The organism is Spiroplasma chinense (assembly GCF_008086545.1).
Lineage (GTDB): Bacteria > Bacillota_I > Bacilli_A > Mycoplasmatales > Mycoplasmataceae > Spiroplasma_A > Spiroplasma_A chinense.
Map to the genome: position 1 here is coordinate 1,240,214 of NZ_CP043026.1, position 14,263 is coordinate 1,254,476.

Genomic DNA, 14,263 nt, shown 5'->3' on the forward strand with positions numbered 1-14,263 from the left:
TTTCAAGCTAAAATAGTACAATTTTTGCTTTAAAATATGCACTCGAGTTTCTTCTATTGAATCAAAGAAGTTTAAATTATCATAACTATATTTAATTCTTGTGAGTTCTGTATTAATATAAATCCATAAGTTCTTTCTTTTACTGTTTTTCGGTCAAAAATCTTTTAACTTTTGTAAACAATTTTATAATTTTCTTAATTTATTTTATACACAACAGCGACTCAATTAAACAAAAAGAAGATTTATCATCTTCTTTTCTTTTTTTATTCTTTATCAAAATCACTTCTGTTAAAGTAAATACCTGGATCACCATTTTCTTTTGGTTTTGCTATAAAGAATCTTTCAAAGTTTTCTCCTTCTTCAGGTTTAAGATTTCAAATAAAGGAATCTTGATATACTCTAACTTCTAAATAACCAAATTCTTGAAATGTTAAAATTGTATCCATTTCATATGCATTTCAAATTGTAAAAGCAGATTTTTTTCATCTCCTACATTTTTATAGTCATTAAAAATTAAGGGATTAATTTTTTCTTCCACTGCAGAGTTTAACCCTCCGGTGTAACTTCCTTCGTTATAAACTACATTAAAAATGTTTTTTTCATTCTTATCTTTAATGTCATAATTATATTCTCGATTTCTTTCATAACTTTGCGTTGCGCTATCTATGTAATCGCGAACGTCTTCAAAATTATATGTCATAAAAGTTATTAACGTTTTTGTATAAATTTCTTCTAATTTTTTACCACTTAAACCTTTTAAATCATTATTATAAATATAAGCCGATGTTAGCGTATGATTTTTTAAATTTGCTTTTAAGTAATCAATTGCACTGTCAAATTTTTGGATTTCATAGTCTTGTCATCAAAAAGTTTCTTCAGGTTCTGGTTCAGATGGAACATTATGTTTTGGATCTTCGCACGAAACCGCCAAACTAGTTGGGACCGTTAACACTGTAGCGCTTAGTAATTTTAATAATATTTTTTTCATTTTTAATCTCCTTTGTTTATTAGCGTAAAAATTTTGCTAACAACTTCTTTCATTTCTTCTTCTGTTGACCAGTAGAATGTTATTAATTCTTTTCCAGTATTGTAAACATAAACTCTTCTACTTCTGTAAATGGTTTTTACACCTGTTATGAGATTTATATTATTTTTATATGCATTTAATGCATTTTCATAATTATTGAAATAAAGTGTTCTATTTTCAAATGAGAAACTATATACATTATATTTTCCATTTGAAATTAAATCATCAAAGTTAGTATATTCGTTTTCTAAATTATTCAACTCTTTTTTGTTTATAAAGTTTTCTTTTACATTTATTGTCGAAGTTAAATAACTTAAAGCATTTTCTTCGTTATAATCTTCAGATATTATTTCTCCATTTGGATTATATAAGTAAAACTTTTTATAAAGTATTGGTGATTGTTTGTCAAATTGTATTTTTTTAGCACCTTCAATGGTTGTAGATATATTTACACCTATATTATCAATAAAGGTGTAAGGTGTTGAACCTGAATCTGATATAAACCATCAAGCATTTAGGATATTATCTCCTTCACTTGGATAGTCCAAATACGTAAAGTTATTTTTTCACTTGTTTTTTATTTGTTTCTATATTCTTTCATTCCTCTTCTTTTTTTCCTTTCTTATTCATTTTTATATTAACAAATTCTAAAATTAATTTCCATTTATTTATTTGATTTTAGAAATAAATTTATTTGTTTTCACAATCTCTTTCTTCTATCCAAATTTTTGCATCCAGATTTTCAATTATCTTTTTTAAAATAAGGGTATTTATATTAGATTTAATACTATTATAAGAACACTGAAAAATAAACTAATAGTCAAGAATAAATTGCTTTAAGGTTCAAAAAAACAAACGTTCCTCATGATCATTCAAATGCAATTTTTTTTATTCTTATATTTTGATACATAGTTACTTATTATTAAGAAATAAAAAAATAAAACAGTTTGAACATCTAAAATAAAATTGACAATAAAAAGATACTTTTATTGTTAATTTTATTAATAGGTGTTCTTTTACTATGGCAAAACAATATACAAAAGATGAAAAACTTAACATTTTAAAAGAGTGTGTGGATGCTTCAATAACAAATGTATCTGTAAATTTGACCTGAGCCCTTCGACAATTAAACGTTGAAGAAGAGAATTTAAGGAAGAAGGAGAAGGTGCCCTTGAATGAGGGAGAGGTTCAAGTGCAAAAAGTCACGAAAAAAAATTCAAAAATCAAGATTGAATTTTAAAAGAACCTGATGACATGAATATTGATGAACTTAAAGAAACTTTAAGAATGGAGAGAGTGCTAAAAAAGTATTTGGCGAAGACAACTGGAGAAAAGTGCTTCGCCATTTTAGAGTTAAAAAACCTATTTTCCTTACAAAGTCTTTGTTTATATCTTGGAGTTTCTAGACAAGGTTTTTATGATTGATTAAATAGCAGTAAACCAAAATACAAAAACTTGGATAATGAGGTTGCCGATCTCATAAATAAACTTTATTTTAAATTTAAAAGAAAATATGGATATCAAATGCTTACATTATTTCTTAACAAGTATTTTGGAAAAAATTTAAAACCATGAGTGGTATATAGGTATATGAAAATATTAAAAATCATAGCTGTTAGAATAAAAAAGTGTCTGATAACGACAAGTCTGGACCGTTAAGATATCCAAATTTATTAAACAGAAATTTTGAATCAAATAAATTGAATGAAAAATAAAAAACAGATGTTACTTAGATAAAAACTTCCACTGGAGTTGCTTACTTATCTGCGATAAAAGATCTTACAAGTTCAGAAATTGTAGATTGAAAGCTTTCAAGAAACCCGAACAACGAATTATCTCATGGCAATTTATTGTCTGCTATTAAAAAAAGAGGAGTTCCAAAGTTAATGCATTCAGACCAAGGTGGTCCATATACTAACGATACGTGAAAAGAAATTTGTGGTTCAAACGGTATAAGAATATCAATGTCTAAAAGAGGGAATTCGCCCGACAACTGGTCTTGTGAATCATTCTTTAGTAGCATAAAAAATGAATGCATTTACACCTACAAAGTTTCTCAACTCAATTTTTCAAATATATATAAGATAATTTTTGACTATATAGAATTTTACAATTATGTAAGAACTAGATTAAAAGATAAAAAAACTCCATACGAAATTCGTATGGAGAAAGTCTCACTTTAATGTCAATTTTAGTTAACAACTTCATATAGTCTTTTTTTGTTAACTTTTAATTCATTCATTTACATTAGATGTTCCAAATGGGTTAGTTTTGATTCAATCTAACAATTGTGATCAATAAGCTTGTATTAATTTATAAAGATCCTTATAAGACTCAGAAGGTTGGTACTCAGCAATGTTTGTGTTTTCTTCTATAAGTTCATCTTCAAAAAACTTAATGCTATCAAATTCTGGTGAATGTTTGGTAAAAGTTTTATAATTTTCCTCTGTCGCTTTATCGGAATATATTAAGAACTGCATTTCTTTAAAATAATAAGCATTCATAAGTGGATACATAAACATAAATTCTTGGAATTTTTCAACTTCTACCAACTGTTTATAAGCTTCATTTATTTCTTCATCTGTTGAATCCTTACTATATATGATGTCAAATGATTCTTTATATTCTTCCCTTAAAAACTTGTACAGTTCTCCATATTTTTCTCCCATCTTAGATGCAACTTCATCTAACTCCTTAAACATTACACCCTTTGAAACTTGTTCTGGTATTATAGCAAACTTATGAATTTGCTTGTCTTCGTTTGGGCTATCGCCACATGCTACAACTGTAGCCCCTGTTGAAACAACAAGATTTGCTGCTCCTAAAAAACTTAGTAATTTTTTCATTTTTTCTTTCTCCGTATTCCTACAAAAGAATTTTAGCAAAAACAAGAAATAATTTCTATAATAAATAATAATTATATTATTTTTTCCAGCAATATACAACACTTTTTAAAGAAAATAAAAAAACTAGGTAGAACCTAGTTTTGTGACTATTTAAGTAACTTTCAATTATTATTAACCTTTCCCTTATCACTCAAAGAGCTTATCCAAAAAAGCTTAAGCAATAGCTGCCAGTTACTTTGTTAAAAATGACGTTATTTAACTTTCCTATTAAAATAGCCACAAATAAATAATACACTCTTTAAATGCAAAATGCAAATAACTGGTTTTTAACTTTAATTACTAAATGACATTAACTGTAAATGTTAGAACTTTAAAGTAGTTTTTAACACCCTCTTTGTCAGTTCCTCTTTGTTGAAATTTAACAGAATACGTTTTTCCTTTTTTAGGTTCAGTTATTGCAAAAATAGCTCAATCTCCTTGAATAAATGCAACAGAGAAATCATTTTCAAACTCCTTATATATAACCAATTGAGGTCTGCTGTTAAGCACTTTAGCCCTGTAATTAAACCATTTATTTTCTTCACCTTCTAAAACCTTATATTCTATAGGTTTAATTATTTCTTGATTAGTATCTTTGTCAAGTAAAGCTACATCATCTGGACATATTATTAAGGTTTGTATACCGATAGGGAATTTGTAATTCTTTGGTACTATCCTAATTATTAAATAAATTGGTTTAGTCAATTTTTCATCAGTTTGATAAATTAATTTAATATCTTTACCATCATTTAAAAATTGAGCTTTTAAATTTTTATCAGAACTTTCAATTGCTTCAACCCCTTGTACTTCATCGTTATTTTCTACACTTCACAAGAATTCAGTGTTTTCTGGATAAATAAAATCTTGAACTGAATCATCTTTTAAAATAACTTCTAGTCCAGTGTTTTGACTATTACTTACTTTTATTTCATTTCCCCAAAAACCTTCACCATTAATTGGTTTGGCTCTTAAATAAATAGTTTTTTCAAAATTAGAGTGTTTGGTAATTACTTTAACTTCATTATCTTCAACATACACCTTAACCAAATCAGAATCTATTTGTTGTTTGAAATCTTCAAAAGGATCCAAAGAAAATTCTAATTGTTCCAAATCTGACATGTTTGAAACTTTTATAGCACTTTGGTCACCACTATTTGTGTTTAAAGCAACTTTATCTAAATAGATACTTTCCTTCATTACACCATAGTTAATATTTATTGTAGATTGGCTACCCAATACAGACATATCCCCTCATTTATCATTTCATCATTCAAAAACCTCTACCCTGTATTGTCTTTCATATCTATTGACAATTCCTAAATCATTTAGATTTACATAAACTAAATTTTTTGAACCTTTTTTATCTTTATCTAAAGTAGCTTTAAATTTACCAAATGAATACTCTTCTACAAAACCTTTAAAAGCTTCTTCAACTTCTTGTTCATTAACAAATAATTTTTTAGATCTTCTATAACTTGATTTAATGTGAATAAAAAAATCTTTTCATTTTCCAGTTAAAGAAACCACTTCACAAGACACAACATTTACTGCCAATGGAGAAACTATAGAAAGTCCCCCTAAAAATGCAATTAACTTTTTCATACAAAATTACCCCCGACTGTATTTCTATGATTGCTAATTTATATAATATAATTATAAACGTTTTTATCAAAAAAACAAAAAGTCCACGTTAGTGGACTTTTAGTATTGAATATTATATAAAGTTAAACCTTTAGCTTCTGCCATAAAAGGTAATTTTTCACGCTTACAATTCAAAACATCTTTTACTGTGTTTAAATCTGTTTTTCCTGTAGCATAAGCTAAAGCAGCACCCATCATCATTCTGATTTGATATCTAATAAAGCCTTTTGCTTTAAAAACTATTTTTACCAACTCACCAATTGTTACAATTTTTATTTCATCAACTATTCTTTTTGACTCTATAATATTAAATTCTTCACCTTTTAATCCAGAAAAGTTTTTAAAATCATGATAGCCAACAAAAAGTTCTAAACAATCTGTTAGTTTATCTAAATCTATATGGTATTTTGGTTTAAATCAGTAACGATTTTTAAATACATCATCATCTCCAAAATTTAAATTATAATGATAAGTTTTTTGAATACAGTTTCTTACACGATAACTTTGTTCTATTTCTTTTGCATTTTTTATATTTATCCCAAGTGGTAATGCATTATTTAATGCTTTTAAAAAACCTGGTAGATTTGGTTTAAAATCCAACTCCACTCAGGCTTTTTGATCATTTGCATGAACTCCAGAATCTGTTTTGCTAGCACCCACAACTCTAAAGGTAGAATTTCTAGCCACTCTTGATAAAGCGCTTTCAATTTCTCCTTGAATAGTTGATTGTCCTTTTTGTTTGGCTCAACCGCAAAAATCAGTTCCGTCATATTCAATTGTAAATAAGTAATAGTTCATTAAATGTTTAAGATAGCATCAATTCTTGGGATTTGAATTTGACTTAATACATTAATATAAGGATAACAGAATAAAGATACTGCAATTGCCATATAGAATGCAAATACTACTCAGTCAACAAATCTAAATTTAACTTGTCTGTATCTTGTTCTTTTAGCATGAGGGTCGTAACCCCTTGAATCCATAGCATATGCTAAGTCTTCTGCTTTTTGGAAAGCAGAAACTAAAAGTGGAATTATTAAGGAAGTCATAGATTTTATTTTATCCTTCATCTTACCGTTTTTAAAGTCAATTCCTCTTGAAGATTGTGCTTTCATAATTCTTCCAGCTTCATCAATTAAAGTTGGTATCATTCTTAAAGCAATAGAAATAATTGTTGAGAAAATATAAACTGGTATTCCTATTAGTTTTAAAGGTCATAATAAATCTTCAATTGCTAAAGTTAACTCTAAAGGTTGAGTTGTTCCAGTTAATATTGTTGTTAAAGTAATCATAAAGAAGATTCTCATTGTCATGTATATAGCTCTATAAAAAGCTTGTTCTGAAAATCAAAGGAATTTTCAGTTTAATACATAACCAAATTGAGTAGTTTCTACTCATCTAGCACCACTTCCCAAATCATTTCATTGATCTGGTTGAACAGTTGGTTTTAACATAAGAATATTTATAAGTATTAGCATAAAAAAGATAAGTGAAATTGGTGTAAATAATTTAATAAGCATTTTGAAACTAAGTTTACTAATTGAAAACATTACTAAAATTGATGTTCCAATTAATGCAAAACCTGTAAATCCTATTGGGAAAAATACAGCCACAATTAAACTTATTATCATAAACAATTTAACTCTTGGGTCCATTTTATGAATCAAAGAGTTATAGGGCATGTATCTACCAAATACCATTCTCATATTTATTCCAACTTCCTATTTTTTATTTTCTTTAATGACTTGCGCCATTTCTTTAACATTTCTAAACTTATGTTTAGTAATATCTATACCTTTTTCTTTTAATTTATATGCTAATTTGTATAATTTTGGAGGTTCTATTTCAATTTTTTTCAATAATTCTTCATTACCAAAAATTTCAAATGGATCTCCTACGGCAATAATTCTTCCTTTATGCATAACAATAACTTCGTCTGCAATTTGTAAAACATGATCCATGTTGTGAGTTACAATTATTATTCTTTTTTGTTTTTCTTTATTTAAATTATAGAAGAGATTCATAAAATCTTCTTCTCCTTGCGGGTCCAATCCACCAGTAGGTTCATCAAGAACTAATGTGTTTCCATCCATTGCAACAATTCCTGCAATAGCAACACGTCTTTTTTGACCCCCACTTAAATCAAATGGACTTCTTTTGGCATAATCTTCTGGTAAATCAACCATTCTTAAAAGTTCTGGTATTCTTTTAAATGTGTCTTCTTTTTCTGCACCAAGATTTATAGGTCCAAAAGCAATATCTTTTTCAATTGTGTCCTGGAATAATTGATATTCAGGAAATTGGAATACCAGTCCAATTTCTCTTCTCAAATCTTTTACTTCATTGATTTTTTTCATTGAAGCAAAGATAGGATAATTACCAACAATTGTTCTTCCAGTTTCTGTCACCATTAATCCATTAGTAAGTTGGATTAATGTTGATTTACCACTACCTGTCATTCCAATAACAGCTGTGATTTTTCCTTTTTTTATTGTTATATCTGTTCCATCTAATGCTCTAAATTCAAAGGGTGTACCTTTTGCATATGTATAAGAAACGTTTTCAAAATGGATATCTCCAGTGAAATCAAATTCTGCTGATTGAGCTTTTTTTAGCATTTTTTTATAATGTTTATTTACTGATGGTGTTTTTTCATCAATATTTAAGTATCATTCTTTTGCTTTTTCTACTCTTTGTGCACTATTTTTTTTACTTTCAGCTTTAAATGCTTCAAATTCTTTTTTAAAAACTTTTTGATTTGGCTTATCTGCTTTGATTATTTTAACTATTTCACTATGTCTTTTTTTTCTTTTTTTAGTTTCTTTGCGTTGAATCTCTGCAAGTTCTTTCATATGAGCTTTTTGTTTTGCTTTTTCAACTTTTTTAGCAATAACAAGTTCTGCTCTTTTTTCTGCAGGTGTTTGACTTATTTTTGACATATTTTATTCACCAACTCTTCCAAACTATCACTGTGATCTAGTTTTATTCCAACATCAGCTAAAGCCTCTTCAACTTGAGCTACAAAAGGAATGTCCAAGTGTATTGAACGTAAGAAGTCTTTATCTGCCAAGATTTCTTTTGGTGTACCAAATTTTACAAGTTCACCTTTGTTCATAACCATAACTTTATCTGCATTTAAAATCTCATCCATGTCATGAGTGATTGAGAAAATAGTTTTTTGACGAGTGTTTTTTAACTCAACCATAATGTTTTTAACTTCACTTTTTCCTTTTGGATCAAGCATACTTGTAGCTTCATCGAAAATCAAAATATCTGGTGATAAAGCTAATGCAGAAGCAATTGCAACACGTTGTTTTTGACCTCCACTAAGCATTAATGGTTCGTGGTCTAAGAAATCAAACATGTTAACTTTTTTTGCAGCATTTTCAATAATTTTACCCATTTTTGATGGTTCAATTCTTCTGTTTTCAAGTCCAAAAGCAATATCATCTCTAACAGTAGAACCAATAAATTGGTTATCTGGGTTTTGGAAAACAATACCTAAGAATTTTCTTACAATATTGATGTTACTTGAGGTAACCTTATTTCCATAAACTTCCATTGAACCACTTGTCGGTCTAAGAACTCCAATTATTAATTTTGATAGAGTTGATTTACCACTACCATTATGTCCAATGATTGTTACATATTCTCCGTGATTTACTTCAACGCTAACTCCGTTAACTGCAAAAGGAAAATCTTCTTTATATTTAAATTTGATGTCTTTTAGTTTAAGAGCTGTATTGTTTAATTTTGATAACTCTCCACCATGACCTCTATCTTTAACTGCTATTTTAGCTTCTTTCAATAAAAACTGAGCTAATTTTAGTTCTTCAAATAGTTTTCAATATTCGTCGCTGCCTTTTTTAGTTTGTCCTAAGTTCTGTTGTGCTTTTTTTACGTTTTCCACAAATTTAGAAATATTTGCAATTGATTTAAATTCTTGTTTCATTGCTTTATATTCATTATCACATTTTATTACATAATCTTTTTCCACTTCTCTTTTAGAATATTTTGATTTTGCAATAATCGAAATTTGACTAGAACGAACTAATTTATCGTTATATTCATTAAGTAACAACTTAAATTCATTTAAATCTTCAGTTGTTAGTAATACATGTTTTTCCATTTATAACTAGTCCTCTCATACTATAAAATTATACCAAATATCATAATGAAAACTTTTTTTATTTACACCTAAATTATAAAAAATATAAATAAAAAAAGACATAAATGTCTTTTAAATAAGGTTATGAGCTCTTAAAATAGCTGTTAATCTTTCAACTTCAGCTTCAAGTTCAGCAATTCTTTTTTCGTACATCACTATTATTGCCGCTTGGTCTGCAAGTTTTTTCTCATACATAGCTGCTTGGTCTGCAAGTTTTTTTTCGTACATATCTTTTTGATCAGCAAATTTTTTCTCATATTTTTGAGCTTGTTCAGCCAATTTTTTTTCAATTAATGCTTCTATCATTGCTCAATCTTGAATATCAGCTTCTTTGATTTCATTAAACAAGTAATTTTTAGTGGTGTTTCTCACGGTACTTTTCAATTTTACATTTCCTTTCTTTAATTTTTCATTACTATTTAATACCAATGCTATTTTATCATATAATTCTTTGCCCTCTGGGCTGTTTCTATCTAATATGATTTCTGTAAATGGTCTGACTTCTTTGCTAGAAACTAAGACACCAGTGATAAATAGGTAAGCTTTCACTACGTCTTTTTCGTCTTTTGACATTATTTCACCTCCAATATAACCATCGTCATACTTTTGAAAAAAATGTACAAAAAAATAAAAAAACTTAAAAGTTTTCTTTCAAGTTTTTTAAAAATCAAAATATTAAATTTTGTTTTTGCAATCACCAGTTGTTGAGTACTCTTTTAAATTCTCAAAACTAGTTTCTACCATGTTTTTTACAGCTTCATCTGTAAAACTTCCAATATGTGGAGTAAATAAAACTCTTGGTTTTAAGTTGTATAGTTTTTCATATACATCATTTGGTAATGCTCCATCATGTTTTTTGAAGAATACTTGTCCTTCATTTTCTAAAGTATCAAGAGCTACTTGTCTTACTTTTCCACTTACAAGAGCATCATATAAATCTTGGTGATTTATTAATTCTCCTCTAGCGGCATTAACAATTACAAGACCATCTTGTGCTTTAGATAATAATTCTTTGTTAATCATGTGATCATTTTGACCTTTGATATATGGAGTGTGAAGTGAAATTAAATCTGATTTAGAAATTAAATCTTCTAAAGTAGTGTATTCAATAACTCCTTCTGCGTTTGGATTTGGGTATGGGTCATAACCAATAACTTTTGCTCCCATTCCTTTTCAAGCTTTAGCGGCTTCAAAACCAATTCTTCCAGTTCCAATGATACCAATTGTAGATAATCTAACTTCTTTTGCAAACATATTTGAGTCTACTGTAAAGTCTTTTTTATCCATTTTGTCATACATGTAAATTACATTTCTTAACATTCCAAGTCCCATTGAAAATGCAAGTTCACTTACAGCGTTAGGTGAGTAAAATGGAACGTAAGCCAATTTAAATCCTAACTCTTTTGCAGCTTCCACATCAATGTGATTAGTACCAACAGTTCTTGTGAACATGTATTCGATACCATAGCTTTTCATTTTTTCTAGGTTAACTTTGTCAGCTGCACAGTTTGCTCTAAGCAAAACAGCATCATGCCCTTTTGTTACTTCTACATTGTCGTGAGTTAATAACTCAGGCAATAGAGTCATTTCAAAACCAAATTTTTCATTTACTTTTTCAAAAATTGGTTTTTCTACATCTCTAACTCCAAAACATATAATTTTCATAAATGTATACCTCTATTTATTTTCTACTATCCAAAGATAGGTAGTGCTCCAACTGCTGTTACAATAACAACTCAAACTGGTAATGTAACAACTGAAAGTAATGTTGAAAGTGATGTTAAGTTTGAAGCTTCTTTAGCTCCTTTTTCATAGGAAATTGCATAAGCTACAACTACATTAGCTGGAGGTGCCGCTGTCATAATTACCATTACAGACATTGCTGTTTTTCCAATGATAGTTGTACCCTCATCTACGATTAATGATCCTATTCCTGCTACACCACAAATTAAAATTAATATAATTGCAGGTGCTACTAATACTTTAATTGAAGCTGCATATCAAAGTTTTTTATCTTTCATAGCTTCTTTAATATTACCTTTAGCCATTGTCATACCAATTGCCAATCAAGCAAGTGGAGTACAAATTGCAGCTAATGCATTTAAAATGGTTGCTGAAGGTGGGAATAGTTTATCTATTCTTAATGGTGAATAATAAACTGTATCTACATAAGAAATGCTTCCTTCGTAGACATTATTATTAGCATCTACACCAATCACTCCTGATTTAGTTTTAGTTTCAACAACAGCAAGTACATCAATACCTGGAATTAATTGTGTTACTCAAATGATTAATCCAACAAATGTTGCAATTAAAATTGGGTTAACAAAGATGTTTTTTAAAGCTTGTTTTTTTACTTTTTTACTCTGTGCTAAATCCTCAACTGTCATTTCAGATTTTTTTATTTTTGCTACAACATTCCCATTGTTTGTTGCAGCCATTGGTTTTTTACTCATTATCATAAATGCCAATGAGTATAAGAACACTCTATACGGAACATTAAAAATATTTGCCGGAATTTTTGCATCTCCATAAATCGCAGTTACAATTGGTGTTCCAAAGAAAGTTGTTGATGCAAGTGCTATACACATTGCAAAAGTATCTTGTAAATCCTTATCATATTTTAGGAAAAAATATTTTGAGATAAGCATCATTAAAGCATAAAATGCAAAACCAATTAATAAAACCGCTAATTGGTCAATTAAATCTTTAACTGTTATGTTTGTTAGGAAACCACTTAATGCTAAAGAAGGAAGTCCTACAACCATTACCACTTTAATAAAAACTTTATCTCAGTCTTTGTTTAAAATATTTTTTAAAGTTAGGAAGAACCCTAACCCAATAACAGAAATTGTTGCGATGATAGCCGATCACATTCCTCATCCACCTAAAGTTTCTTTAAGTGCATCACCAATTTCTGAACCTACACTGTATAAATTCATATTTTGAATTACCTCTCTATATTTTGTTAAATTTTACTAAATTATTATAACTTTTTTTTATAAAAAAATAGTGAAAAAAAGTACCATAATATGTCTTTTAAAGGTCAATTATTCTATCAAACAACCCTAAATAATATCCGTCTAATTTGTGACTTACCATAATTACAGTTTTATGTTTATCTTTTAAGAAAATATCTAAAACTTTTTTGGCATTTTCCTGGTCCAGGGCTGAAATTATTTCATCAACAAAGTATCAATCTTTATTGGAAATCAAAGATCTTATAATTGAAAGTCTTTGTCTTTCTCCTCCAGATAATGTCAAAGCATTATCTGCAATTTGAGTTTCTAGACCGTGAGGTAATTCTTTTAAGAATTTACCTAGACCTACCATTTCAAAATATTTTTCGATTTCTTTTTGACTCAATTCTTGGTTAGCTACATTAATGTTTTCTAAAATACTTCCCTTGTTCAAAATACTATCTTGACTTATAAAAGCTACTTTATCTCTTAAATCAACATTATGAACTAAAATATTATTCAAGAAAATGGTTCCACTATCAAGTCCAACGGGGTTGAATAAATGTTTGATAAGCATAGTTTTACCACTACCACTTTCTCCTCTAACCAAAACTTTTTCACCTTCACGAATTTTAAGGTTGAAATTTTTTAATGATTTATTATTTTCTTCACCATATTTAAATGCTAAATTTTTATACTCAATTTTATGTATGTGATGTATTCTTGTTTTATGATAATCATCATGTGCAAGTTTTTTATAGTCTTGTTTTATTACTTTATCGTGTGCCAATATTTTGGTAAATGCCACAATACTGTCATTACCAAAAAACACATAAGTAGCTCCAATTGTGTTTAAAGTTGCAATAATACCAGTTCCTTCTAAGAAATTTAAATATCTATAATAACTAAAAATAATAACCATAGAAACTTGTCCAAAAACTAGAACTGATCTGTTTAGGAATTTATTCAAAGACATAACGTTTTTCATATCTTTGTTTTTTTTCTCCAAAACTCTAGAACCCTCTGTCATTTGGTCGACAAGTTTTTCAGTAATATTTAAACTTCAAAATGTTCAATATGAATTGAAGGCATCCTTTGCATGTTGTAAAAAATTATCATTTTCGAAGTTTGCAACTTCAACTGCTTTTTGGTTTTTTTTCGTCATAATCATAGGAACTACAACAACAAAAACCGAAAAGCATAAAACAGTTACCAGAGAAAGTCAACTAATGTAAATTAATAACGCAAAACTTGCACAAATTCCTAATAAGCTTTTTGTTAATAAAAATGTATTTCTAAAATAATTTCTCTCTAGTAAATTTATTTTGGTAGCACTCAAGTTTAGAAATTGTCCTGAATCTATTTTTAAATCATATTTATCTCTAAAGATATTGTAAGCAACAATATCTCTTAATAAAGTGTTTAGAATTTCTAAAGAATGATTCAAAATTAGTTCCCCAACAAATTCTGATATTAAATGTATTACAAGAAAAATGCAGGCACAAATTGAAGCTATCAAAAAGATTTGATAGTCCCCTTCAATTGCTTTGTTTATAATATAGGAAAAAGAATAGGCCATTGC

General features: G+C 28.1%; 16 protein-coding genes. 3 read left to right on the forward strand and 13 right to left on the reverse strand.

Annotated elements, in window-relative coordinates:
* Positions 1-263: 263 nt before the first annotated feature.
* Genes SCHIN_RS05625 through SCHIN_RS05635 form a run of 3 tightly spaced genes read right to left on the reverse strand, consistent with a single transcriptional unit; the run spans position 264 to position 1,575 of the window.
* Entirely contained in the window at positions 264-446 is a 183-nt protein-coding gene (locus SCHIN_RS05625) for a hypothetical protein (RefSeq protein WP_166508649.1), read from the reverse strand.
* Entirely contained in the window at positions 431-988 is a 558-nt protein-coding gene (locus tag SCHIN_RS05630) for a hypothetical protein (RefSeq protein ID WP_166508650.1), read from the reverse strand. Before SCHIN_RS05630 ends, SCHIN_RS05625 begins: the two co-directional genes overlap by 16 nt.
* A 2-nt stretch (positions 989-990) precedes the next feature.
* Entirely contained in the window at positions 991-1,575 is a 585-nt protein-coding gene (locus tag SCHIN_RS05635; protein WP_166508651.1) for a hypothetical protein, read from the reverse strand.
* Positions 1,576-2,048: 473 nt separating this feature from the next.
* Here SCHIN_RS05635 and SCHIN_RS05640 point away from each other — a divergent pair, with 473 nt between their 5' ends.
* The 3 genes from SCHIN_RS05640 (at position 2,049) to SCHIN_RS06425 (ending at position 3,210) form a co-directional block, all read left to right on the forward strand.
* Positions 2,049-2,267, forward strand: a complete 219-nt coding sequence (locus SCHIN_RS05640; protein ID WP_166508652.1) for a hypothetical protein — start codon at positions 2,049-2,051, stop codon at positions 2,265-2,267.
* Positions 2,268-2,281: 14 nt separating this feature from the next.
* Positions 2,282-2,686 (forward strand): transposase, encoded by a 405-nt coding sequence (locus SCHIN_RS05645; RefSeq protein WP_166508653.1) that lies wholly within the window; start codon positions 2,282-2,284, stop codon positions 2,684-2,686.
* A 227-nt stretch (positions 2,687-2,913) separates the two neighbouring features.
* Positions 2,914-3,210, forward strand: a complete 297-nt coding sequence (locus tag SCHIN_RS06425; RefSeq protein WP_166508654.1) for an IS3 family transposase — start codon at positions 2,914-2,916, stop codon at positions 3,208-3,210.
* 39 nt (positions 3,211-3,249) lie between these two features.
* Here SCHIN_RS06425 and SCHIN_RS05655 read toward each other — a convergent pair whose 3' ends face one another.
* The 10 genes from SCHIN_RS05655 to SCHIN_RS05700 form a co-directional block, all read right to left on the reverse strand.
* Entirely contained in the window at positions 3,250-3,873 is a 624-nt protein-coding gene (locus SCHIN_RS05655; RefSeq protein ID WP_166508655.1) for a lipoprotein, read from the reverse strand.
* A gap of 339 nt (positions 3,874-4,212) precedes the next feature.
* On the reverse strand, positions 4,213-5,514 hold the full coding sequence (locus tag SCHIN_RS05660) for a hypothetical protein (protein ID WP_166508656.1): 1,302 nt from the start codon (positions 5,512-5,514) through the stop codon (positions 4,213-4,215).
* A gap of 99 nt (positions 5,515-5,613) precedes the next feature.
* Positions 5,614-6,351, reverse strand: a complete 738-nt coding sequence (gene truA / locus SCHIN_RS05665; RefSeq protein WP_166508657.1) for a tRNA pseudouridine(38-40) synthase TruA — start codon at positions 6,349-6,351, stop codon at positions 5,614-5,616.
* On the reverse strand, positions 6,351-7,259 hold the full coding sequence (locus SCHIN_RS05670) for an energy-coupling factor transporter transmembrane component T family protein (RefSeq protein ID WP_166508658.1): 909 nt from the start codon (positions 7,257-7,259) through the stop codon (positions 6,351-6,353). Before SCHIN_RS05670 ends, truA begins: the two co-directional genes overlap by 1 nt.
* Positions 7,260-7,274: 15 nt before the next feature.
* On the reverse strand, positions 7,275-8,171 hold the full coding sequence (locus SCHIN_RS05675) for an energy-coupling factor transporter ATPase (RefSeq protein WP_166508799.1): 897 nt from the start codon (positions 8,169-8,171) through the stop codon (positions 7,275-7,277).
* Between the two features lie 308 nt (positions 8,172-8,479).
* The gene (locus tag SCHIN_RS05680; protein ID WP_166508659.1) at positions 8,480-9,682 is read right to left on the reverse strand and encodes an energy-coupling factor transporter ATPase; all 1,203 of its coding nucleotides are present in this window, start codon (positions 9,680-9,682) and stop codon (positions 8,480-8,482) included.
* A gap of 111 nt (positions 9,683-9,793) precedes the next feature.
* Positions 9,794-10,294: a hypothetical protein gene (locus SCHIN_RS05685; RefSeq protein ID WP_166508660.1), complete on the reverse strand. Its 501-nt coding sequence runs from the start codon at positions 10,292-10,294 to the stop codon at positions 9,794-9,796.
* A gap of 102 nt (positions 10,295-10,396) precedes the next feature.
* Positions 10,397-11,386: an NAD(P)-dependent oxidoreductase gene (locus tag SCHIN_RS05690; RefSeq protein ID WP_166508661.1), complete on the reverse strand. Its 990-nt coding sequence runs from the start codon at positions 11,384-11,386 to the stop codon at positions 10,397-10,399.
* Positions 11,387-11,412: 26 nt separating this feature from the next.
* A complete protein-coding gene (locus SCHIN_RS05695; RefSeq protein ID WP_166508662.1) occupies positions 11,413-12,663 on the reverse strand; it encodes an AEC family transporter in 1,251 nt (416 codons plus the stop codon).
* Between the two features lie 97 nt (positions 12,664-12,760).
* Positions 12,761-14,260 carry an ATP-binding cassette domain-containing protein gene (locus SCHIN_RS05700; protein ID WP_166508663.1) on the reverse strand — a complete coding sequence of 500 codons (1,500 nt, stop codon included), beginning with the start codon at positions 14,258-14,260 and terminating at the stop codon, positions 12,761-12,763.
* Between the last annotated feature and the right edge of the window lie 3 nt (positions 14,261-14,263).